This window comes from Nocardioides ultimimeridianus (genome assembly GCF_054777895.1).
In genome coordinates, this window is sequence record NZ_BAAHAB010000004.1 from 503,704 (window position 1) to 525,713 (window position 22,010).

At 72.1% G+C, this 22,010-nt stretch carries 24 protein-coding genes and 1 riboswitch; of the genes, 3 read left to right on the top strand and 21 right to left on the bottom strand.

Annotation, left to right across the window (positions count from 1 at the left end):
• The 20 genes from ACYU8V_RS04860 to ACYU8V_RS04955 all read right to left on the bottom strand — a co-directional run bounded on the left by ACYU8V_RS04860 (position 1) and on the right by ACYU8V_RS04955 (position 19,594).
• Complete coding sequence (locus tag ACYU8V_RS04860) at positions 1-840, bottom strand: acyl-CoA thioesterase domain-containing protein (protein WP_460845580.1); 840 nt, start codon at positions 838-840, stop codon at positions 1-3.
• Between the two features lie 24 nt (positions 841-864).
• Entirely contained in the window at positions 865-2,217 is a 1,353-nt protein-coding gene (locus tag ACYU8V_RS04865; RefSeq protein ID WP_460845582.1) for a serine hydrolase domain-containing protein, read from the bottom strand.
• Entirely contained in the window at positions 2,214-4,994 is a 2,781-nt protein-coding gene (gcvP, locus tag ACYU8V_RS04870) for an aminomethyl-transferring glycine dehydrogenase (RefSeq protein ID WP_460845676.1), read from the bottom strand. The genes ACYU8V_RS04865 and gcvP overlap by 4 nt, the downstream gene beginning before the upstream one ends.
• Before the next feature lie 123 nt (positions 4,995-5,117).
• Positions 5,118-5,208: riboswitch (glycine riboswitch) on the bottom strand.
• Positions 5,209-5,261: 53 nt separating this feature from the next.
• On the bottom strand, positions 5,262-5,516 hold the full coding sequence (locus ACYU8V_RS04875; RefSeq protein WP_460845585.1) for a hypothetical protein: 255 nt from the start codon (positions 5,514-5,516) through the stop codon (positions 5,262-5,264).
• A gap of 332 nt (positions 5,517-5,848) precedes the next feature.
• Positions 5,849-6,442: a MerR family transcriptional regulator gene (locus tag ACYU8V_RS04880; RefSeq protein ID WP_460845586.1), complete on the bottom strand. Its 594-nt coding sequence runs from the start codon at positions 6,440-6,442 to the stop codon at positions 5,849-5,851.
• Positions 6,443-6,573: 131 nt separating this feature from the next.
• Positions 6,574-7,044 carry a bifunctional nuclease family protein gene (locus tag ACYU8V_RS04885; protein ID WP_460845588.1) on the bottom strand — a complete coding sequence of 157 codons (471 nt, stop codon included), beginning with the start codon at positions 7,042-7,044 and terminating at the stop codon, positions 6,574-6,576.
• 77 nt (positions 7,045-7,121) lie between these two features.
• Positions 7,122-7,874, bottom strand: a complete 753-nt coding sequence (gene ftsR, locus ACYU8V_RS04890) for a transcriptional regulator FtsR (RefSeq protein WP_460845589.1) — start codon at positions 7,872-7,874, stop codon at positions 7,122-7,124.
• A gap of 10 nt (positions 7,875-7,884) precedes the next feature.
• On the bottom strand, positions 7,885-8,397 hold the full coding sequence (locus ACYU8V_RS04895; RefSeq protein ID WP_460845590.1) for an FHA domain-containing protein: 513 nt from the start codon (positions 8,395-8,397) through the stop codon (positions 7,885-7,887).
• A 110-nt stretch (positions 8,398-8,507) separates the two neighbouring features.
• Positions 8,508-8,894, bottom strand: coding sequence for a glycine cleavage system protein GcvH (gcvH, locus tag ACYU8V_RS04900; RefSeq protein ID WP_460845592.1), 387 nt, complete (start codon positions 8,892-8,894; stop codon positions 8,508-8,510).
• An 81-nt stretch (positions 8,895-8,975) separates the two neighbouring features.
• Positions 8,976-9,776 (bottom strand): DUF881 domain-containing protein, encoded by an 801-nt coding sequence (locus ACYU8V_RS04905; protein WP_460845593.1) that lies wholly within the window; start codon positions 9,774-9,776, stop codon positions 8,976-8,978.
• Positions 9,769-10,101: a small basic family protein gene (locus tag ACYU8V_RS04910; protein WP_460845594.1), complete on the bottom strand. Its 333-nt coding sequence runs from the start codon at positions 10,099-10,101 to the stop codon at positions 9,769-9,771. Before ACYU8V_RS04910 ends, ACYU8V_RS04905 begins: the two co-directional genes overlap by 8 nt.
• The gene (locus ACYU8V_RS04915; RefSeq protein WP_460845595.1) at positions 10,098-10,949 is read right to left on the bottom strand and encodes a DUF881 domain-containing protein; all 852 of its coding nucleotides are present in this window, start codon (positions 10,947-10,949) and stop codon (positions 10,098-10,100) included. Before ACYU8V_RS04915 ends, ACYU8V_RS04910 begins: the two co-directional genes overlap by 4 nt.
• 4 nt (positions 10,950-10,953) lie before the next feature.
• Positions 10,954-11,625 carry a CDP-alcohol phosphatidyltransferase family protein gene (locus tag ACYU8V_RS04920; protein WP_460845597.1) on the bottom strand — a complete coding sequence of 224 codons (672 nt, stop codon included), beginning with the start codon at positions 11,623-11,625 and terminating at the stop codon, positions 10,954-10,956.
• Positions 11,622-12,695 carry a hemolysin family protein gene (locus ACYU8V_RS04925; RefSeq protein WP_460845598.1) on the bottom strand — a complete coding sequence of 358 codons (1,074 nt, stop codon included), beginning with the start codon at positions 12,693-12,695 and terminating at the stop codon, positions 11,622-11,624. The genes ACYU8V_RS04920 and ACYU8V_RS04925 overlap by 4 nt, the downstream gene beginning before the upstream one ends.
• Positions 12,692-14,026, bottom strand: coding sequence for a hemolysin family protein (locus ACYU8V_RS04930; protein ID WP_460845599.1), 1,335 nt, complete (start codon positions 14,024-14,026; stop codon positions 12,692-12,694). Before ACYU8V_RS04930 ends, ACYU8V_RS04925 begins: the two co-directional genes overlap by 4 nt.
• Positions 14,027-14,078: 52 nt before the next feature.
• Positions 14,079-15,977 (bottom strand): acetoacetate--CoA ligase, encoded by a 1,899-nt coding sequence (locus ACYU8V_RS04935; RefSeq protein WP_460845600.1) that lies wholly within the window; start codon positions 15,975-15,977, stop codon positions 14,079-14,081.
• Between the two features lie 31 nt (positions 15,978-16,008).
• A complete protein-coding gene (locus tag ACYU8V_RS04940; RefSeq protein WP_460845601.1) occupies positions 16,009-16,635 on the bottom strand; it encodes an acyltransferase in 627 nt (208 codons plus the stop codon).
• Positions 16,636-16,688: 53 nt separating this feature from the next.
• On the bottom strand, positions 16,689-17,366 hold the full coding sequence (locus ACYU8V_RS04945; RefSeq protein ID WP_460845602.1) for a GAF and ANTAR domain-containing protein: 678 nt from the start codon (positions 17,364-17,366) through the stop codon (positions 16,689-16,691).
• Between the two features lie 111 nt (positions 17,367-17,477).
• The gene (locus tag ACYU8V_RS04950; protein WP_460845604.1) at positions 17,478-19,271 is read right to left on the bottom strand and encodes a thiamine pyrophosphate-requiring protein; all 1,794 of its coding nucleotides are present in this window, start codon (positions 19,269-19,271) and stop codon (positions 17,478-17,480) included.
• Positions 19,268-19,594: a plasmid stabilization protein gene (locus tag ACYU8V_RS04955; RefSeq protein WP_460845605.1), complete on the bottom strand. Its 327-nt coding sequence runs from the start codon at positions 19,592-19,594 to the stop codon at positions 19,268-19,270. The genes ACYU8V_RS04950 and ACYU8V_RS04955 overlap by 4 nt, the downstream gene beginning before the upstream one ends.
• 100 nt (positions 19,595-19,694) lie before the next feature.
• Between ACYU8V_RS04955 and ACYU8V_RS04960 the strand changes: the two genes are divergently transcribed.
• On the top strand, positions 19,695-20,186 hold the full coding sequence (locus ACYU8V_RS04960) for a DUF6328 family protein (RefSeq protein ID WP_460845606.1): 492 nt from the start codon (positions 19,695-19,697) through the stop codon (positions 20,184-20,186).
• Between the two features lie 8 nt (positions 20,187-20,194).
• On the opposite strand, the gene ACYU8V_RS04965 is transcribed toward ACYU8V_RS04960, so the two are convergent.
• Entirely contained in the window at positions 20,195-20,437 is a 243-nt protein-coding gene (locus ACYU8V_RS04965; protein WP_460845608.1) for a hypothetical protein, read from the bottom strand.
• 217 nt (positions 20,438-20,654) lie between these two features.
• Here ACYU8V_RS04965 and ACYU8V_RS04970 point away from each other — a divergent pair, with 217 nt between their 5' ends.
• A complete protein-coding gene (locus ACYU8V_RS04970) occupies positions 20,655-21,476 on the top strand; it encodes a sigma-70 family RNA polymerase sigma factor (protein ID WP_460845609.1) in 822 nt (273 codons plus the stop codon).
• Entirely contained in the window at positions 21,473-21,994 is a 522-nt protein-coding gene (locus ACYU8V_RS04975) for a hypothetical protein (protein ID WP_460845610.1), read from the top strand. The genes ACYU8V_RS04970 and ACYU8V_RS04975 overlap by 4 nt, the downstream gene beginning before the upstream one ends.
• The last annotated feature ends 16 nt before the right edge of the window (positions 21,995-22,010 follow it).

Sequence of the window (22,010 nt, forward strand, 5' to 3'; positions counted from 1 at the left end):
CTACGCGGTTCCGTGGCCCTCGATCCCGCCCCGCAGGTCGACGGTACGCCGGGTGTTGGCCAGCGCCGTGACGGTCGCGGTGCCGATCGGGCCGGTGCCGTCGTACACCTCCGCGGTGCCGACGGCGATCCCGTGGTGGGAGACGTGATCGGTCGCCCGCAGCCCGAGCCGTACGCCGTCGGGCAGGCGTGACAGCGCCAGGCTGATGTCGGTGTTGATGTGCTCGACCCCGCCGCTGCCCCAGTTCGTCACCATGCTGGTCGCGTCGGCGATCGATGCGACGGCCTGGAACGGCGTGCACTCCTCGCCGAGGACGATGGGGACGGCGGTCTGCCAGGTCTGGTGACGGCCCGCGTTCTGGTGCGCGGAGAAGTCGTCGGACCACGGTGCCGCGCTCGCGAACAACGGCACGTGGTGCTCGCCCGGCGTCGGCAGCAGCGCGGGCGAGGGCGGGACGGGGCGGTCCGAGGCGGCCCAGACCGTGCCGGGCGCGTCCTGCGAGGGGGCGAGGAAGGTGGCCGTGGCGCGCGCGACGACCTCGCCCTCCTGCTCGACGGTCGCGTCCAGCAGGAGCAGCCGCGGTCCTTCCCGGACCACGGAGGCCGAGGAGGTGGTCGTCGCCATCCGCGCCGGACGGAACAGGTCGACGTGGTAGCGCGCCGGGACCAGGTCGGTCCGGCCGGCCGCCGCGACGGCACCCTCCAGGGCCCGTGCGAGCAGGCCGCTGACGGCGACGCCGTGCATCTGGTCCGAGCGCCACAGGCTCTGGGCGAGCGGCAGCGGCTCGAGGCCGTCATCGGACTGCTGGAACCAGGCGAACTGGAACGTGTTCTCGTTCACCGGGCCATCATGCACCGCCCGCGCTCAGGCCCGGCCGACGCCCCCGGGGATCGGCGCCTGCGGGTCGTACGGAGTGCGCGTCCAGATGAACGTCGCGCACGCGAGGTGGCTGACGCCGCCGTCCGCGCGACGGCACACCGTCAACGTCTCGCCGCTGAGGTAGCCGGAGGTCCCCAGCCAGGTGCCGTCCGGCCGCGGCGCGAACGACATGCGTCGGCCGGGCCCCGACGGCGGCGCCGCGTGCAGCTGCTCCCCGTCCCAGGTCAGCACGGTGGGCGCGTGGCCCCAGTGCCAGGTCCCGACGATCTCGCGCACCACGTCCGGTACGTCGGCCGTCGGCTCCCACTCCCCCGGCACCGGCGGCTCGGCGGCCAGGACCAGGTCCACCAGCTCGCCCGCGGCGTCGCCCAACCCGTAGGCGCCGTTGGTGAGGACGACCGCGCCGATGCCCGAGTCGACCTCGATCAGCGCGTGGCAGCAGAAGCCGGGCATCGATCCGGGGTGGCCGATGAACTTCCGGCCGTCCTGCCAGTCGATCTGGACGCCCAGACCCCAGGCGCCGCCGTCGCTGTCGTCGGGCTCGCCGGACTGCGGCGTCGCCATCGCGCGCAGGGACTCGGCCGACAGGATCGAGCGATCCGCGTCCACGAGCGCCGTCAGCCAGGTCGCCAGGTCGGCGACCGTGCTCCACAGCTGGCCGGCCGGGGCCATCGCCCCGGTGTCGGGCAGCGGCTCGGCGTGCGCCTCACCCGTGAGCGCGTCCACGGCGAAGCCCTCGGCCGCCGGCTCGACCCACTGGTACGACGTGCGGCGCATCCCCAGCGGCGTCAGGATCTCGGCCTGCAGCACCTCCCACCACGGCCGGCCCCAGACCCTCTCCACCACGGCGCCGAGCAGGCCGTAGCCGAGGTTGGAGTAGTGCAGCTGCGCGCCGGGCTCGAGGACGGGGCCCGCGTCGGCGTGCGTCGCGACGAGCGCGGCGACGTCGGCGCCCTCGGTCCGCTCCCACCACGAGCCGTGCGGCTCGGCGGTCAGGCCGCCGGAGTGGCTCAGCAGCTGGCGCAGCGTCGTGGCGGCGTACGGGCCCTCGGGGAGGAACCGACCCACCGGGTCGGACAGCGCGACCTGGCCGCGCTCGCGGGCGAGCATGATCAGCGCGGCGGTCATCGTCTTGGTGACCGAGCCGATCTTGTACTGGGTGTCCGCGTCCGGACGGGCGTCGCTCCCCCGGCGGACGAGTCGGCCGCGCCCGGCCGACCACACCAGCCCCCCGTCGCGGACCACGCCCGCGGCCACCGAGGGCAGCCGGCCCCCGGACTGCGCGGCCGCGACGACCCGGAGGGCCGCGGCCGCGGTCGCGTCGAGGAGCTCGGTCACGCCTGGGTCTCGGCGTACGCGTCCAGCGGCGGGCAGGCGCAGACCAGGTTGCGGTCGCCGTACGCCTGGTCGATCCGGGCGACCGGCGGCCAGTACTTGTCGGCGGCCTCCGCCATGCCGGCCGGGAAGACGCCGACCTCGCGCGAGTAGGAGCGGTCCCACTCGCCGACCAGCGCGCGGCCGGTGTGCGGGGCGTGCCGCAGCGGCGAGTCGTCGGCGGTCCACTCCCCTGCCGCCACCTTGTCGATCTCGCCCTTGATGGCGATCATCGCGTCGCAGAACCGGTCGATCTCCAGCAGGTCCTCGGACTCCGTCGGCTCGACCATCAGCGTGCCCGCGACCGGGAACGACATCGTCGGGGCGTGGAAGCCGTAGTCGATGAGCCGCTTGGCGACGTCGTCGACGCTGACGCCGGTCTCCTTGGTGATGTCGCGCAGGTCCAGGATGCACTCGTGCGCGACCAGCCCGGACTCGCCGCGGTACAGCACCGGGTAGTGCTCGCCGAGCCGCGCGGCGATGTAGTTGGCCGACAGGACGGCGATCGAGGTCGCCATCGTCAGCCCCTCGCCGCCCATCATCCGGATGTAGGCCCACGAGATGGGCAGGATCCCCGCCGAGCCGTACGGCGCCGCGCTGATCGCGCCGGTGCCCTCGCGTCGCGCGGGGTTCGGGTGCAGGACGTGGGTCGGCAGGTACGGCGCCAGGTGCTCGCGCACCGCCACCGGACCGACGCCCGGGCCGCCACCGCCGTGCGGGATGCAGAACGTCTTGTGCAGGTTCAGGTGCGAGACGTCGCCGCCGAACTGGCCCGGCTTGGCGTAGCCGAGCAGCGCGTTGAAGTTCGCGCCGTCGATGTAGACCTGCCCGCCGTGCTCGTGGACGACGTCGCACAGCTCGGTGATCGTCTCCTCGTAGACGCCGTGCGTCGAGGGGTAGGTCACCATGATGGCCGCCAGCGTGTCGGCGTACTGCGCACACTTGGCGCGCAGGTCGGTGAGGTCGACGGTGCCGTCGTCGGCGGCCTTGACCACCACGACCTTGAGCCCGGCCATGACGGCCGAGGCCGGGTTGGTGCCGTGCGCGGAGGACGGGATGAGACAGATGTCGCGCTGTGCCTGGCCCTGGGCGACGTGGTACTCGCGGATCGCGAGCATGCCCGCGAACTCGCCCTGGGCGCCCGCGTTCGGCTGGATCGAGACGCGGTCGTAGCCGGTGGCCTCGGCCAGCCAGCCCTCGAGCTGGGCGATGAGCTGCTCGTAGCCGGTGGCGTCGGCGGCCGGCACGAACGGGTGCAGGTTCGCGAAGCCGGGCAGCGAGATGGGCTCCATCTCGGTCGTCGCGTTGAGCTTCATCGTGCACGAGCCCAGCGGGATCATGCCGCGGTCCAGCGCGTAGTCGCGCGAGGACAGCTTGTGCAGGTAGCGCAGCATCTGGGTCTCGCTGCGGTGGCTGTGGAAGACGTCGTGGGTCATGAACTCGGTGGTGCGGGCCAGCTCCGCGGGCAGCGCCGCCATCGGCTCGACCTGGGCCGGAGTGACGCCGAACGCGGCGTGCAGCGCCCGCAGGGTCGGGGCGCCCGCGGTCTCGCCGAAGGAGACACCGACGGTGTCGGCGTCCACCAGGCGCAGGTGCAGGCCCTCGGCCCGGGCCGCCGTCACGATCTCGGCCGCGCGGCCGGGCACCTTGACCTGGATGGTGTCGAAGAACTCGTCGGCGACCAGCTCGAAGCCGGCGTTCTCGAGCGACGCCGCGGCCCGCGCCGCGAGCTTGTGGATGTCGCCCGCGATCGAGCGCAGCCCGTCGGGGCCGTGGTAGACGGCGTACATGCTGGCCGTCACCGCGAGCAGGACCTGCGCGGTGCAGATGTTCGAGGTCGCCTTGTCGCGGCGGATGTGCTGCTCGCGGGTCTGCAGGGCGAGGCGGTACGCCGGACGGCCCTCGGCATCGATCGAGACGCCGACCAGGCGGCCGGGCAGCTGCCGCTCGAGCCCCTCGCGCACGGCCATGAAGCCCGCGTGCGGGCCGCCGTAGAACATCGGGACGCCGAACCGCTGCGTCGACCCGACCACCACGTCCGCGCCGAGCTCGCCCGGCGACTCCAGCAGGGTCAGCGCCAGGGGGTCGGCCGCCACGACGGCCAGGCCGCCGCGGGCGTGCGCCTCCTCGATCAGCGGGCGCGGGTCGAGGATCCGGCCCGAGGCACCCGGGTACTGCACGAGCACGCCGCTGACCGGCCCCTTGGGCAGGCCCTCGGTCAGGTCGGCGACGGTGACGTCGATGCCGAGGCCCTCGGCGCGGGTGCGGACGACGTCGATGGTCTGCGGCAGCGCGTCGGTGTCGATCACGAACGGCCCCTCGGCCTTGCGCAGCACGCGGTGCACCAGGCCGAGCGCCTCGGCGGCGGCGGTGCCCTCGTCGAGCAGCGACGAGCCCGCGAGCGCCATGCCGGTCAGGTCCGCGACCATGGTCTGGAAGTTGATCAGCGCCTCGAGGCGGCCCTGCGAGATCTCCGGCTGGTACGGCGTGTACGCGGTGTACCAGCTCGGGTCCTCGAGCACGTTGCGGCGGATGACCGCCGGGGTGATGGTCGCGTGGTAGCCGAGCCCGATCATCGCCTCGCCCGGCTCGTTGCTGGCCGCCAGCGCGCGCAGCTCGGCGGCGGCCTCCTCCTCGGTGACCGCGGCCGGCAGGTCCAGGGGCGCATCGGTGCGGATGGCCTTCGGGACCGCCGCCTCCATCAGGGTGCCGAGCGACTCGTAGCCGAGGCGCTCCAGCATCGTGGCGACCTGCTGGTCGTCGGGGCCGAGGTGACGGTTGAGGAAGGGCACGCTCACGATGCGGTGGCTCCTGGGATCGACGGATCGAAGCCTCCCCCTCTGTCGGAGCTCCTCCAGAGTTGCCTGGTCCTCGCGGTTCGGGTGCCTGAGAGGTTCCGGGGAGGAATTGCCCCTTCGGCGCAGGCACGAGGCCCGACTCTCCCGCGTGGGATCAGCAGCGGTCCCATGCTACCAAGGGTGGCCCGGCGTACCGCCTCGCGACGCCGCTCAGAAGGAGCAGCCCGAGAGGATCCTCCCGGTGACGGCGTCGACCATCGTCACCTCGCGCGCCCAGCCCGGCCGCGGCGGAGGCGGCGTGGACCCGATCGGCCCGCCGAGGCTCAGCACGGTGATGTCGCGGTAGAACCGGATCCGGACGACGACCCACGTGCGCCGCCAGCGGTTGTCGGGACCGTCCGCCGTCTCCCACAGACCGAGGCTGCGGCCGCCCTTGGCGATCCGCACGGCGTCACGCCCTGACACGGTGGCGCGTGACGTGTGCCGGTCCGCGCGGAAGCCCGATCCCCCGCAGAGGCGGCGTACCTGAGACACGGTGATCGCCGAGGCCCGGGTCGGTCGAGCCGGGACACCCGCGGACGGAGAGGAGGCGGCGGAGGGTGGCGCGGGCGCCGTCGTCGGACGAGCGCCGCAGCCGACCGACGTCAGGAGCAGGACCGTCACGACGGCCGATCTCAGCGCTCTCACGACGGTATGACGCTCGCGGACACCCTGGCGGTTCCGCGTCGAGTCGCGGCGGGAAATCGCAGAAGGGCGGCCGGAGCCGCCCTTCAGACTGGGGATGGTGCCGGTGCTGCTCAGCCGGCGTTGCGCGCTGCGCGCCGGGCGGCGAGCTCGTCGCTCTCCATCGGCGCGGCGGGGACGGTGTCGCTGGCCCGCTCGCTGGGCAGCGCGGCGAGGGTGCCCTCGATCTCGCGCCACACGCCGCCGATGGCGATGCCGAAGACGCCCTGACCGCCCTGGAGCAGGTCGATGACCTCGTCGCTCGTGGTGCACTCGTAGACCGAGGCGCCGTCACTCATCAAGGTGACCTGGGTCAGGTCGTCGGTGCCGCGCTCGCGCAGGTGGCCGACCGCGGTGCGGACCTGCTGCAGCGAGATGCCGGCGTCGAGGAGTCGCTTGATGACCTTGAGGATGAGGATGTCGCGGAAGCTGTAGAGCCGCTGCGAGCCGGAGCCCTTGGCGCCCCGGACGCTCGGCTCGATCAGGCCGGTGCGGGCCCAGTAGTCGAGCTGGCGGTAGGTGATGCCCGCGGCGTTGCAGGCGGTCGGTCCGCGGTAGCCCAGGTCGCTGGGCAGCGGGGAGACGTCGTCGGTGAAGAGCAGACCCTGCTCCTCCGCCACTGCGGTGGCGGCGGACTCCAGTGACTGGTCCGGCTGCTGCTCGTTCACTCGGTCCTCCAAGGCCTCGTTGCTGACAACACATGACGGTACGGCGCGGGCACGACGCCGGTCAAAGACGTTGCCGGGCGTGTCGCAGATCTCTCACCCTCAAGTTCACCTTGAGGGTTCGTGAGGGCCGCTCACTCGGTCGCATCGAAGTCCTCGGGCGAGACGTGGTCGAGGAACTCGCGGAACTTCTCGACCTCCTCGTCCTGCTCGGCCGGGACCGCCAGACCGGCCTCGTCGAGGACCTCCTCGGCGCACACGATGGTAGTTCCCGTGCGCAGCGCCAGGGCGATCGAGTCCGACGGCCGGGCGCTGACCTCCACCCCGTCGGCGAAGACCAGGTTCGCGTAGAACACCCCGTCGCGCACGTCGGTGATCTGCACCTGGCTGAGCTCGGCCCCGGTCGCCGCGAGGATGTCCTTCATCAGGTCGTGCGTCAGCGGACGCGGTGGCACCACGCCCTGCTGGGCGAACGCGATCGCCGTGGCCTCGACCGCACCGATCCAGATCGGCAGGTACCGGTCCCCCACCACCTCGCGCAGCAGCACGATCGGCTGGTTCGAGGGCATCTCGACCCTGACTCCCATGACATCGACCTCGCGCACAGCACCAGCCTACTCGTGCCGGGTGGGCCCACCGTCGATCAGGAGCGTCGATCAGGAGCGCCGATCAGGAGCGCCGATCAGGAACGACGCAGGCCGGCCTTCACCAAGGTCGCGTGCAGCCGGACCGACAGCGCCGCGATCTCGCTCGCCGTCTCCTCGGCACGCGCCGCGGCGGCGCCGTCGCGCGAGCGACGCAACGGCTCGGTGACCTGCTGGACCAGCCCCACCTCGCGGTCGGCCGCTGCCCGGAAGGCCCGCAGGTGCCGGGGCTCGAGGCCGAACTCGGCGAGCTCGCGGGCCGTCTCGGCGATGACGAGCGCGTCGGAGTCGAAGTGGCCGGTCCGACTGGCCGTGACCAGCCCGAAGCCCTCGAGCTCGGCCAGCACCGACTCGGAGATCTCCGCGATCTTGACCAGCTCCTTGCGCGAGAGCCGCAGGTTGTCGGTACGCCGGAACGACTCCGGCGAGGGCAGCCCGTCCACCCCCATCGGGACCTTCGGCACCGTGGGGATGATGGCCTCGATCTGCGGCGGCTCGAGACCGCGGTCCATCGCGTCGAGGTGCTCGGCGATCACCGAGAGCCGCAGCTGGTAGTCGCGCTGCATCCGCAGGATGTAGCGCAGCCGCTCGACGTCGGAGGCCGCGAACTTGCGGTAGCCGGCGGGCGTCCGCTCGGGCTTGATCAGCCCCTCGCTCTCCAGGAAGCGGATCTTCGGGATCGTGACCGACGGGAAGTCCTCGTGGAGACGGTCGAGCACCTGCCCGATGTTGAGCAGGGCGCGCTCGTCCCCAGTGACTCCGACGGCACGGTGCTGCTGCGGTTCGACCATCTGCGGGGGCTCAGGCGTCGTCGTGGCCGGAGAAGTAGACGAGCCGGTACTTGCCGACCTGCACCTCGTCGCCGTCGTGCAGGTCGACCTTCTCGATCCGGTTGCGGTTCACGTAGGTGCCGTTGAGGCTGCCCGCATCCTCGACGGTGTAGCCCGCCGGCGTACGCCGGAAGATCGCGTGGGACCGCGAGACGGTCACGTCGTCGAGGAAGATCGCGCTCTGCGGGTGGCGACCCGCCGTCACCTCGTCCTGGTCGAGCAGGAAGCGGCTGCCCGCACCCGGGCCCTTCTGGACCACCAGCAGCGCGTGGCCCCGGGGCAGCGCGTCGACCGCCGCGGCATCGACGGCACTGAGCTGCCGGTCCGAGGTCTCGACCTTGTCACTGCCCCCGAACTGGATCGTGGCCGTCACGTCGGTCGGCGGGCTCACCGGGGAGTCCGGGCCGACCAGCCGCGTGCCGCACTGGGAGCAGAACCGAGCGTCGTCGGGGTTCTGCCGGCCACAGTTGGTGCAGAACGGCATCAGGACTCCTCGTGGGTCGGAGTTGTCGGGCGGGGCGGGCTGTCGGGACAACCCTCACCCTGCATCACAGGTCGATGGTTGGAAACCTACACCCGGGACGAGGGCGGAGGTCAGCCCTCGATGCCCGCTTCGTACGCCGCGGCATCGAGCAGGCCGTCGAGGTCGCCGCGATCGGCCGGCACGACCTCGAACAGCCAGCCGTCGCCGTACGCGTCGCTGTTGACCAGCTCGGGGGTGGCGTCCAGGGCGTCGTTGCGGGCCACGACCTCGCCGGTGAGCGGCGCGTACACGTCGCTGACCGACTTGGTGGACTCCAGCTCGCCGCACGGCTGGCCGGCGGTGACGGCGGCGCCGACCTCGGGGAGCGAGACGTACACGATGTCGCCGAGCGCGTCCTGGGCGTAGTCGGTGATGCCGACGCGCACCGAGCCCTCGGCGGTGCCGGGGTCGCGCACCCACTCGTGCTCCGCGGTGTACTTCAGGTCGGCAGGGTTCACGGGGTGCTCCTCGTCAGTCGGATCGGTCTGGGGTCCATCAGGGTGCGGGTGGGCGGAACGTTACTGGTCCTCGCGGACCGGTCACTGGTCGGGCGATGCCTGCTTGGTGTGGTCGCGGTCGGTGACCGCCTCGATGTCGAGCGAGGACAGCTGGTCGACCCGGACCTGGGCGCCGTCGTCGTTGAGCTGCTGCTTGGGTCCGAGGGCGAAGTTCATCGCGCCGCTGAGGACGTCGGAGTCGCCGATCACGTCGATGACGTACGGCGCCTGCACCTGCTGGCCGTCGACCAGGAAGCCGGCGCTGTCGGGCTCGAAAGCGGTCTGCGCGACGATCCGCACCTTGCCGTTGATCTGCATCGCCTCGGCGCCGACCGTGCGCAGCTCCTCGATGGTGTCCAGCAGCGAGGAGACCTTCACCTTGCCGGTCTCCTCGGTGATGGTGATCCGGATGCCGGGGCCGGTGACCGGGACCAGGCCGGCGAGGATCTGCAGGTCGGCCACCTGGCCGTTGGCCTGGTCGACGGCCGCCTGGCGCTTGGTGCTGTCGTTGCTGAGGTCGTCGTGGACCGTAGTCAGGCGCGAGACCTCCGCGTCCTGCCGCTGGCGCGCTCCGGAGAGGGCGTCGAGGATGTCGATGAGGTCCTGCTGGCGCTGGCCGGCGTAGGTGTCGTCGGTCCGGTTGGCCCGGACCTGGGTGACGGCACCGAAGCCGAGCAGCGCAAGCAGCACGCCCACGATCAGCTGGCGCCGGGAGGTGCTGCGCAGCCCCGCGAGCACGCGCTGCCGGGCGGTCGGCTGGTCGGCGGCCGCAGGGTCGGGTCCGGTGCCGGCCGCGTGATGGGGCACGTGATCGGGACCGTGACCGGGCACGGAGTCAGGCATGGAACAGATGCCTTCGGATCGCGGCCACGTTGGTGAAGATCCGGATGCCGAGCACGACGATGACGCCGGTCGAGAGCTGCCCGCCGACCCCGAGCCGGTCGCCGAGGTAGACGATGCCGGCCGCGATGACGACGTTGCTCAGGAACGAGACCACGAAGACCTTGTCGTCGAAGATCCCGTCCAGGTAGGCGCGCAGCGCACCGAAGACGGCGTCGAGTGCGGCCACGACCGCGATCGGCAGGTAGGGCTCGAGGCCGGTGGGCACGTCGGGCTTGAACACCAGGCCCAGCACGACGCCGACCACGAGTCCGAGCACGGCGATCATGGGGTTCCGTCCTTCTTGGTCGTCTTCTTCTGCTGGCTGTAGGCGGCCGCGTAGCGGAGCCTGGTCACCGATGACGACGCGGCAGCCATCCGGACCTGCCCGACGTCGTGCAGGTCGTAGCGGAAAGCGTACTGATCGGCGAGGGCCACGAAGTCCTGCCCACTGGCCGAGTTGAGGAAGTCGGCGGCCATCTGGTCGGTGTCGCCGATGGCGAGGATGGTGTACGGCGGCGCGATCCCGTTGCCGTTGACCTCGATCGCGTCGCCCGAGGTGCGGATGCCGGTGCGCGAGGTCAGCCGCTGCCCGTTGACCGTGATGGCCTCGGCGCCGGCCGCCCACAGCCCGTCGACCAGCAGCGAGATGTCGGAGTCGCGGACCTGGCTGTTCTGGTCGGCGTACGCGGCGTTGTCGAGGTTGACCCTGAGGGCCGGGCCGGTGACCGCCCGCATGCCGGTCAGGGCGCCGAGATCGGCGACCCGCGCCTCGGCGGAGGTGAGCTGGGTGCCGAGGCCGGTCAGCGACGACTCGGACTTGGTGTTGGCCCGGCGCAGGTCGGCGAGGCGTCGCGCGCCGGCGGCCACCTCGGCCCGCTGCTCGGTGATCCTGCTGATCAGGCTCTCGCGGCTGGCGTCATCGACACCTGCGTCACGCGAGGTCTGGACGGCAGCGACCGTGACCAGCAGGCCGAAGAGGAGCAGCACGCCGATCACGGGCGCGGTCCGCCCGCGCTTCGGCTCCTCCCCCGCGGCGCTGCGCCGCCGGCTGACCACCTGGTAGTCCTCGTCGAGGGACTGCAGGGTGATCAGCGTCAGCAGCGGCGTACGCGCGCGGTCGAGGTGCTCGGGCAACGCCTCAGCCCTCCGGGGCCGTGCGGTGCGGCGGGGTCGTGCGCAGCAGCTTGCGGACCTGCCAGGCGTAGAGCAGGCCGGCCCACCAGTACAGGCCGATCCCCCAGCCGGTGAACGCCCACCCGAAGACGTTCGCCAGGGTCGCGATCGTGCCGTCGCCGTCGCCGAGGAGCAGCAGCGGGAAGGCGTAGAGCAGGTTGAACGTGGCGGCCTTGCCGAGGAAGTGCACCGGGAGCGCGCTGTAGCCGCGGGTGCGCAGCAGCGGGACGAGGCCCCACATGAGCAGGTCGCGCAGCGGCAGGATCGCCGCGACCGGCCACGGCACCACGCCGCGGATCGCCAGGCCGACCACGACCGCCAGGATGTAGAGCCGGTCGGCGATCGGGTCGAGCAGCTGGCCGAGGACCGACTGCTGGTCGAGCTTGCGGGCCAGCCAGCCGTCGGCGAAGTCGGTGATGCCGGAGACCATCAGCACCGCGAGCGCGATGGCGTCGAGGTGGGGGCCGAGGACCAGCCACAGGAAGACGGGGATCAGCAGCAGCCGCAGGACGCTGACGGCGTTCGGCCAGGTGAGCACCCGGCCGGTGCGCGGTCCGCCCCGGTCGGGGTCGGCGGCCGGCGCTGAGCTGCTCGTCCTCGGGCCTGCCACGGCGCCAACTGTAGTGCCGCTCGTCATCGGTCCTGCACAGGCGCGTCGTCGTAGTGGGCGGCGTCCCGGATCTCGCCGACCAGCTCCTCGATCACGTCCTCCAGGGCGGCGATCCCGAGGGTGGCGCCGTCCTCGCCGACGACCCGCGCCATGTGCGCGCCCCGGCGCTGGAGGACCTCCAGGGCGCCGTGCAGCGAGCTGGTCGGGCGGACCGACGCGAACGGACGGATCCAGCGGTCGGCGACGGGCCGCTCGCGGCGTACGACGTCGGGCTCGAGCACGTCCTTGATGTGCAGGTAGCCGATCAGCTGCTCCCCCTCGGGCGCCTCGGTGTCGCGCACGGGGAACCTGCTGTAGCCGGTGGCCGCGCAGAGCGCCTCGACGTCGGCGCCGCTGGCTCCGCGGCGGACGGTCGTGAGCGACTCCGGCGGCATCATCACCTCGGCGATGGTCCGGTCGGCGAACTCCAGCGCGTCCGAGAGCCGCGTCGCCTCGCCCTCGTTGAGCAGGCCCTCGCCCCGGGACTCCTCGACCAGGGCGGCGACCTCCTCGCGGGTGAAGCTGCTGCCGACCTCGTCCTTCGGCTCGATGCGCAACGCCCGCAGGATGAGCCGAGCGATCGCGTCGAGCACGACGATGACCGGCTTGAGGACGGTCACCAGCCCCAGCATCGGCGGGGCGAGCAGCAGGACGGCCCGCTCGGGCCCGGCGATGGTGATGTTCTTCGGCACCATCTCGCCGAACACCACATGGCAGAACGCGACCAGCAGCAGCGCGATCACGAACCCCACGATGTGGACGACGTCCTCGGGGACGTGCAGGTGCTCGAAGGGCGGCTCGATCAGGTGCGAGACGGCGGGCTCGGCGATGGCGCCCAGGACCAGCGAGCACACGGTCACGCCGAGCTGGATGCCGGCGATCATCAGCGGCATCCGCTCCAGGGCCTGCAGCGTGGTCCGGGCCAGCCGTGAGCCGGCCCGCGCCTTCGGCTCGATCTGGCTGCGGCGGGCCGAGATCAGCGCGAACTCGGCCGCGACGAAGAAGGCATTGCCCGCGAGCAGCAGCAGGGCCAGCGGGAGGGCGACGACGGGGCTCACTGCTCCACCTCGCCGATCCGCAGGGTCAGCCGGTCGATGCGCAGGCCGTCCATGTGCTCGACGGTCAGGTGAGCGACGCGCATCGGATCGTCCTCCTCCTCGGGTGGGAGCGGTACGTCGACGGTCTCCCCCGCGACCGGGATCCTGCCGAGCATCTTCAGGGCCAGGCCGGCGATGGTGTCGTAGTCCTCGTCCTCGGGCAGCGCCACGCCGGTGAGGTCCTCGACCTCGTCGGGGCGGAGCAGCCCGGACAGCGACCAGGTGCCGTCGCGGCGCAGCCGGCCGCGCTCCCCCAGCCGGTCGTGCTCGTCGGCGATGTCGCCGACGATCTCCTCGACCACGTCCTCGAGGGTGACGATGCCGGCATGGTCGCCGTACTCGTCGAGGACCACGGCCATCTGGAACCCGTCACCGCGCAGCAGCTCGAGGAGCGGGTCGAGACGCAGGCTGTCCGGTACGACGGTGGGGCGCATCATCAGGTGCTTGACCCGGACCGTCGCCCGCTCGGGCAGCGGCAGGGCGACGGCGTTCTTGACGTGCACCGTGCCGACGACCGCGTCGGAGTCGTCGAGCACCGGGAAGCGCGAGTGCCCCGTCTCGCGGGCCAGCGCGATGACCGCCTCGGCGCGGTCGTTCTCCTCGACGCTGCGCGTGCGCACGCGCGGGGTCATGATCTCGCCGGCGGTGCGGCTGCCGAACTCCACCGAGCGCTCCATCAGCTCGGCGGTGTCGGCGTCGAGCGTCCCGACGTCCGCGGAGCGCTGGATCAGGGAGGCGAGCTCGGCCGAGCTGCGGGCGGAGCGGAGCTCCTCCTGCGGCTCGATCCCGAGGCGGCGTACGACGGCGTTGGCGGTGCCGTTGAGGAGCCGGATCGGCAGGGTGGCCAGCGTCGTGAACGCCCGCATCGGCCCCTGCAGCGCCCGCGCGGTCCGCAGCGGCATGGCCAGCGCCACGTTCTTCGGGACGAGCTCGCCGATCAGCATCGTGAACACGGTGCTCAGCGTCATCGCCACGGCGACCGCGACCGGACCGACCGCGCCCTGCGGCAGACCCGCCGAGCGGAACGGCCCGTGCAGGATCTCGGCCAGCGCCGGCTGGGCCAGGAAGCCGACGGCGAGGTTGGTCAGGGTGATGCCGACCTGGGCGCCGGAGAGCTGGGTCGACAGCGAGCGGAGCGCCCGCTGCAGGCCCGCCGCGGCCGCGTCCCCCTCACCCACGGCCCGTTCGACGCTGGACCGGTCGACGGTCACGAACGCGAACTCGGCGGCGACGAACGCCCCGCACGTGAGGACCAGGAGGATGGCGAGTCCCAGCAACAGCCAGGCGGTCATCGGAGTCCTTCGTGCGCTACGGGCGGGGAGTGCCCCACTCTAGCGAGCAGGGTCAGGCGCGATGCTCGGCCCCGACGGCGGCGTACCAGTCCAGCAGCTCGGGCGCGTCCACGCTGCCGGGATCGAGGGCCCCGGACAGGTCCTGGCCGAGCAGCACCTTCTTCACCGGGACCTCGAGCTTCTTGCCGGTGCGGGTGTGCGGGATGCCGGGCGCGGCGAACACCTCGTCGGGGACGTGGCGGGGCGAGGCGTGCGTACGGACGGCCTGCTTGATGCGGTCCTGGAGGCGCTCGTCGAGCTCCGCACCCTCGGCCAGTACGACGAACAGCGGCATCCAGTAGCCGCCGCCGGCCTCCTCGATGCCGATCACCAGCGCCTCGCGGACCTCCGGCAGCGCCTCGACCGGCTCGTAGATGTCGGCGCTGCCCATCCGGATGCCGTTGCGGTTCAGGGTCGCGTCGGAGCGGCCGTGGATCGCGACCGAGCCGTGGTCGGTGAGGGTGATCCAGTCGCCGTGCCGCCAGATGCCGGGGAAGGTGTCGAAGTAGGCGTCGTGGTAGCGCGCGCCGTCGGGGTCTGCCCAGAAGAACACCGGCATCGACGGCATCGGGCGGGTGACCACCAGCTCGCCGACCTCGCCGCGGACCGGCCGGCCCGCGGCGTCGTACGCATCGAGCGCGACACCCAGGCACGCCCGCGACAGCTCCCCGGGCCAGACCGGGACGTTCGGCACGGCGCCGACGAACGCGCTGACCACGTCGGTGCCGCCGCTGATCGACGCGATCTGGACGTCCTCGCCGAGCTCGGCCTGCAGCGCCTCGTGGCTGGTCGCGGGGAACGCCGATCCGGAGATGCCGACGCGGCGCAGCCGGCGCAGGTCGTGGCCGGCCGGGCCCACCCCGGCCTTCTGGCAGGCGGCCACGTAGCCGGGGCTCATGCCCAGCGCGGTCACCCCGTGCTCGGCGGCCAGCGCCCACAGCGCGTCCGTGGTCGGATGGGCCGGGCTGCCGTCGTACGCCACGACCGAGGCGCCGGTCAGCAGGGCGCCGACCAGGAAGTTCCACATCATCCAGCTCGGGGTGGTGTACCAGAACAGCCGCTCCCCCGGCCCGAGGTCGAAGTGCAGCGCCGCCACCTTCGCCTGCTCCAGCAGGGCGCCGCCCTGGCTGTGCACGATGCCCTTCGGCTTCCCCGTGGTGCCCGAGGAGAAGAGGACCCAGAGCGGGTGGGCGAACGGCACCGGGACCGGCTCGAACGGGACGTCCTTGCCGACGGCGCGCCGCCAGGCGTCGGTGCCGATCTCCAGACGTGCGCTCAGGGTCGGGAGCGCGGCGACGAGGTCGGCCACCACGTCGGAGCGGTCGTGGGTCCGCCCGCCGTTGACGTACGACGAGGCGTGGACCAGCAGCACCGGCTCCAGCTGTCCGAACCGGGCGCAGGCGGCCGATGCCGCGTAGTCCATGCCGCACACCGACCACACCGCGCCGAGACTGGCGGTCGCCAGCATCCCGACGATCGCCTCGGAGCCGTTGGGCAGGTAGCCCACCACCCGGTCGCCCTGCTGCACGCCGAGCTCGCGGAACGTCGCCGCGAGCGAGGCCACCTCGGCACGCAGCTGCGCCCACGTCAATCGACGTGTCGCCACCGGGTCCTCGGTGACCGCGACGACGGCGACCTCGTCGTCGGGGCGGCCGCGGAGGACGCTCGCCGCGTAGTTCACCGTCGCGTCGGGGAACCACACGGCGCCCGGCATCCGCTCCTCGGCGAGCGCCGGCCCGGGCAGGTCCTCGCCGACGTACGACGCCACGGCGCGCCAGAACGCGTCGAGATCCTCGACCGACCAGCGCCACAGGTCGTCGTACTGCTCGGCGGTCGCGGCGCCGAGTGAGCGACCGGCGTACGCCGATGCGTGTGCTGCGAATTCCTCGATCCGGCTGCGGTCCGCGCTCATGCTCGCACCCTACCGCTTTGGTTAACGGTTGTTAACCGACCGGATCGGCCGCGACCCAGCCCCCGACCGGCGCGTAGCTGCGGAGCGTGCGAGCGGGCACGCCGCCCACGACGGTGTGGTCGGGGACGTCGCCGCGGACCACCGACCCGGCGGCCACGACGACGTTGCGCCCGATGGTGGCGCCGGGCAGGATCATCGCGCCGTGCCCGATCCAGGTCCCCGAGCCGATCCGCACCGGCCGGTGCTGGCCGAACTGCAGGCCGATCGGCACGTCCGGGTCGGCGTACCCGTGGCTGGCGTCGGAGATGAACACGTCCTGGCCGAGCCAGACGTCGTCGCCGATCTCGATCGACTCGTGCGCGGTGATGCAGGCGCGGGTGCCGATCACGCACCGGTCGCCGATCACCAGTCCGCGTGGCGGGAGCACCGACTGGGTGGGGCCGTAGCCGACCGAGAGCGTGGAGTACTTGCCGATCAGGGTGCCGGTGCCGACGTACATCTCCTCGGTGCCGAACACCGCGCCGAGGGGGAACGCCAGGCAGCTGCCCGCGCCGAGGCTGCCGAAGCGCTCGCCGATCCGGCTGCCGGGGCCGACGTCGCCGTTGCGCTCGATCCATCCCCAGGCGGTGTTGATGCAGTGATTCAGCAGGCGGCGCACGCAGGGACGCTACCAACCGCGGCGGGATCCGCGCCGGGATCGGCGTGATCGGCTCAGTGGCCGGGGAGCTGGCGGGTGCTGACCAGCAGCCGGGCCACCTCGATCAGCTTGGTGTTGGTGCTCTGCGAGTAGCGCCGCAGCACGTCGAAGGCCTGCCGGTCGTCGAGATCGAAGCGCTCCATCAGGATGCCCTGCGCCTGCCCGACGAGCTTGCGGCCGTCGATGGCCTGATGCAGCGACTCCTCGCTGCGCGCCGAGGCCAGCGCGATCGAGGCGTGCCGGCCGATGATCTCCGCGACCGCGATGGAGTTCGCGTCGAAGGCACGCGGGCGGTGGGCGTAGAAGGAGATCGCGCCCAGGGTGGAGTTGGCGGTCCACAGCCGGACAGAGATCGCGCTGCGGATGCCGAGCAGCGCCAGGGCCTCGCCCCAGACCGTCTCGGCCTCCTGGGTGTCGGGAACGTGGACCGTATGACGGTCGCACGCCGCCTCCCAGGCCGGGCCGGCCTCGTACTCCAGCTGCAGCTGGTCAGCCTTCTCCGCGGCGGTGTCCGACCCCGGTCCACGCTCGGCCAGCCGCCCCTTGCGGAACAGCAGCACAGCCGCGGCGTCGCTCCCGACCAGGGCCGGTGAGGCCTCCACCAGGAGCTCGAGGGTCTCCTCGAAACCGTCCTGGTCGTGCAGCTGGTGCGCGAGCCGCGCAAAGGTGTCGGCAGCGGCGCGATCGTCCACCGGTGGGCCTCCGAGGGGTGGGTGCGGGTACTGCCGAAATTGTCCCGCACGTGTCAAGAACCATCGGTGTCGGATGAGGACACCGATGGCCTCGAATCGGCCCGGAGGCGCTCAGCGATCGGAGCGGTGCAACACCTCCCGGGCCTTGGTGCGGATGCCCTCCTTGACCACGCCCCAGCGCTGCTCGTCGCCATGGATGAGCGCCTTCGCGGTGTCCTTCATCTGCTCGAAGGTGGCGTGCGGCGGGATGGGCGGGACGTTCGGGTCCACATGCACGTCGAGCACCACCGGCCGGTCGGCGCCCAGCGCCGCCTCCCAGGCCCGTCCGAGGTCCTCGGGGTCGTCGACCACCCGGCCCGCGAGGCCCAGGCGCTCGGCGAACCCGGCGTACTCGACGAAGGGAAGGGACTGCGACGGCGTGAACGTCGGCGAGCCGCCCATCGCCCGCAGCTCCCAGGTCACCTGGTTGAGGTCGTCGTTGTGCAGCACGCCGACGACCAGCCGCGGGTCCTCCCACTCCTTCCAGTACTTCGCGACGGTGATCAGCTCGGCCAGCCCGTTCATCTGCATCGCCCCGTCGCCGACCAGGGCGATCACCGGCCGGTCCGGATGCGCGGTCTTGGCACCGATCGCGTACGGCACGGCGCAGCCCATGGTGGCGAGCGTCCCGGAGAGGCTGCCGCGCATCTGGCCGCGGAAGCGGAGGTTGCGGGCGTACCAGTTGGCCGACGACCCGGCGTCCGCCGTGATGATGGCGTCGTCGGGGAGCCGCGTCGACAGCTCGCTGAACATCCGCATCGGGTTGATCGGCTCCGCGGGCGCCATCGCCTCGGACTCCATGGACTCCCACCAGTCGGCGACGTTCGACCGCACCTTGTCCTGCCAGCCGCGATCCGGCTTGCGCACCAGGCGCGGGATGAGCGCCTGCAGCGTCGTACGGGCGTCGCCGACGAGGTTCAGCTCGAACGGGTAGCGCATCCCGATCATCGTGGGGTCGGAGTCGATCTGGATGCCGCGGGCCGAGCCGAACTTCGGGAGGAACTGGCTGTAGGGGAAGCTCGAGCCGACCACCAGCAGCGTGTCGCAGTCGCGCATCAGCTCGTAGCTGGGGCGGGTGCCGAGCAGGCCGATCGATCCGGTCACGTAGGGCAGCTCGTCGCTGAGCACGTCCTTGCCCAGCAGCGCCTTGGCGACGCCCGCACCGAGCAGGTCGGCCAGCTGCACCAGCTCGACATCGGCGTTGCGGGCGCCGGAGCCCACGAGCACCGCGACCTTCTCGCCCGAGTTGAGGATCTCCGCCGCCCGGTCCAGCGATGTGCTGTCGGGCCGGGCGCCGGCGTACGACGGAGGCGCCTCGCTCGAGGGCACCATCTTGAACGCGTGCGTCGGCGCGACGTACTCCAGCTCCTGCACGTCGGCGTGGACGATCACCACCGCGGGCGTACGACGGCCCTTCGCCACCCGCATCGCGCGGTCCAGGACGCCCGGCAGCTGCTCGGGGACGGTGACCGTCTCCACGAAGCCCGCGACGTCCTCGAAGACCGACGGCAGGTTGACCTCCTGCTGGTAGGAGCCTCCCATCGCGGTCCGCGCGGTCTGCCCGACGATCGCCACGACGGGGACATGGTCCAGCTTGGCGTCGTACAGGCCGTTGAGGAGGTGGATGGCTCCGGGACCCGAGGTGGCCATGCAGACCCCGACCCGGTCACTGAACTTGGCGTAGCCGACCGCCGCGAAGGCGGCCATCTCCTCGTGCCGTGCCTGGCGGAACCGGGGGTTGTCGTCCGCCCGCCCGAAGGCGGCGATCAGCCCGTTGATCCCGTCGCCCGGATAGCCGAAGACGTCGGTGACGCCCCAACTCCGCAGCCGCTCGAGCAGGAAGTCGGCGACCTTCATGCCACTCATCGGCCCACCGCGCGCTCCAGCTCGGCCTTGTTCATCTTCGAGCGGCCCTTGATGTTCTTGCGCTTCGCCTCCTGGTAGAGCTGGTCCCGCGTCCTCCCACCCTCGCCGCGATGCGAGCGCAGCCCGCCGCGCCGGCCCGAGGAGATGTCGTGGGTGGAGGTCCGGCTGGCCTCGCGGGACTCACCGTGCCGGGCCCGCTCCTTGTTCACGGTGCGGGCCGCGATCTCCTCGGCCTCGTCCTCGCTGTGGCCGCGGTCCTCCAGCCCCTCCTTGATGTGCTCGTACTGACGCTCCCGCTTCTTGCTCCAGGCACCCTGCGGCATGACGCCTCCTCGAGATCTCGGTCCTCGGTCGGTCACGGCCGAGTACCCCGGTCCCGGGGTGGCATGCATGGGTTCGGGCTCGTTCCGGGTACCGGGGCCTATGCGCGCCGAGCCCGACCCCGACGACCCGGACGTCCAGGACCGCAACTGGGCCGAGCTGCTCCAGGAGCTGCGGGTCACCCAGACCGGCGTACAGGTGCTGTCGGCGTTCTTGATGACGGTGCCGTTCACCAACCGGTTCGAGGCCCTGGACCACACCGAGCGGACGGCGTACCTGCTGGTGTTCACGTGCTCGATCGTCGCGACCGCGCTGCTGGTCGCCCCCGTCGCGTTCCACCGCGTGCTGTTCCGCCGGCGCAGGCGGAGGTGGCTGATCGACGCGGCCCACGTCTGCGCGCGGGCGGGCCTGGCCACGCTCGCGGTGACCACCAGCGGCATCTTCTTCATCGTCGTCGACCTGGTCGTGTCGCGGACGGCCGGCTGGATCGCGCTCGGGATCGCCGGCGCCGCCTTCGGCCTGTTGTGGCTGGTCCTCCCCTGGGCGGCCGATCACACGGCCGTGGGCCGCGAGCTCACCGGCGAGGACGACTGATCAGCCGATCAGCGCTGGAGCCGGGAGCTCAGCAGCGCCTTCCCCTCCTCCGCGTCCCGCACCGCGTCGCCCTGGGCGCGCGCCAGCAGCCGGGCCACCTCGTGGTCCCCGGACCTGCGCGCGTCCTCGAGGTAGGTCTCCAGTCGCGCCGCGTTCATCAGGCAGCTCTGGGTGAATCGGAGGAGGTCGTAGTCCGTGTCGGACGTCCCGGTCACGATCCCGGCCTCGGCGATCTGCATCCTGTCGCGCACCCGTGGTCCTCCGTCCAGTCCTGCATCCAGTCCTGCGTGTCGGTCATCTCGGTACCGGTGCCACCCATCCCCGAGAGTCCACTACCCCGGTCCCCGCAGGACATGCCGGTTGGCTTCTGCGCCGACCAGCGATACCGTCGGAGAAGCGTCCTCTGGACGCAGGCCCCTGCTTGAGACGAAGGCAGGACCACGAACGATAATTCCCCGAGGGGGGATCATGAGTTCGCCGATCCACAAGCTTTCTCCGACCACGCAGAACGTCTCTCCCGAACGCCGCCGCCGCCGTGCGCGGACCAAGGCACTCCTGCGCGCCGCACGCGATGCGACGAGCCAGGAGCAGCGCCAGGCGGCACTCGATGAGGCCGTCGTGCTCAACATGGAGGTAGCGCGCAGCCTCGCCGCGCCGTACGGCGGTCGCGGCATCGCCAGTGAGGACCTGGAGCAGGTCGCGTACGCCGCGCTGGTCCGCGCCGCGCGCGACTTCGACCCCGACCAGTCCGACGAGTTCCTGGCCTACGCCGTCCCGACCGTCCGCGGAGAGGTCAAGAAGTACTTCCGCGACCACGGCTGGACGGTCCGGCCTCCGCGCCGCGTGCAGGAGCTGCAGGCGGCCGTCGCCGCGTCACGCTCGCTGCTCGAGCAGGAGACGGGCCGCGAGCCCGACCTGCCCGAGATCGCCGAGGAGATCGGCGAGCCGCTCGCGGCCGTCGAGGAGGCCATGACGGCCGAGGGGTGCTTCACCCCGACGTCGCTGGACCGTCCCGTGGGCGACGGCACCACGACGTCGCTCGGCGACCTGCTGCCCGAGGACGACGCGGCGTACGACGTCGCCGACGCCCGGGTGATGCTCGAGCCCGCGCTGCGCCGGCTTGCCCCGCGCGACCGCTCCATCGTCGAGCTCCGCTTCTACGAGGGCCTGACCCAGAAGGAGATCGGCGAGCGCATCGGCGTCACCCAGATGCAGGTGTCCCGACTGCTCAGCCGGATCCTGCGGGACCTGCGCAAGGAGATCGAAGGGCCGCCCGCCCGCACGGCATGAGCCGACCGAGCTCCACGGCGACGACCACGGACCTGGCCGAGTCATCCCTCCCCGCGGCCCTCGGGGGACGACGGCTCGGCATCGGAATCCTGGCGTTGGTCGTCGCCGTGGACCTGGCCGGAGGACTGGGCGTGCACACGGTCACCCGCACCGTCACCGGCGCCGGGTACCGACTCACGCTGAGCTATCCCGGCATCGCCCGGCCCGGCCTCGACGTGCGCTGGCGGGTCACCGTCGAGCACCCGGGCGGGTTCGGCGCGCCGATCACGCTCGCCCTCACCGGCGACTACCTGGGGATCTTCGAGACCCAGGGCTTCCACCCGGATCCGTCCGCCGAGACGCGCGACGGCACCGACCTGCTGATGCGGTTCGACCCGCCACCGGGCGACACCTTCGTCCTGGACTACGACGCCTACATCCAGCCCGCGAGCGAGCGCGGCGCGGACGGGCGTCTCGCCCTGCGCGTCCACGGGGAGCCGGTCGCCGCCGTGGACTTCGGCACGTTCCTGTGGCCCTGACCCGGCCGTGAGCGGA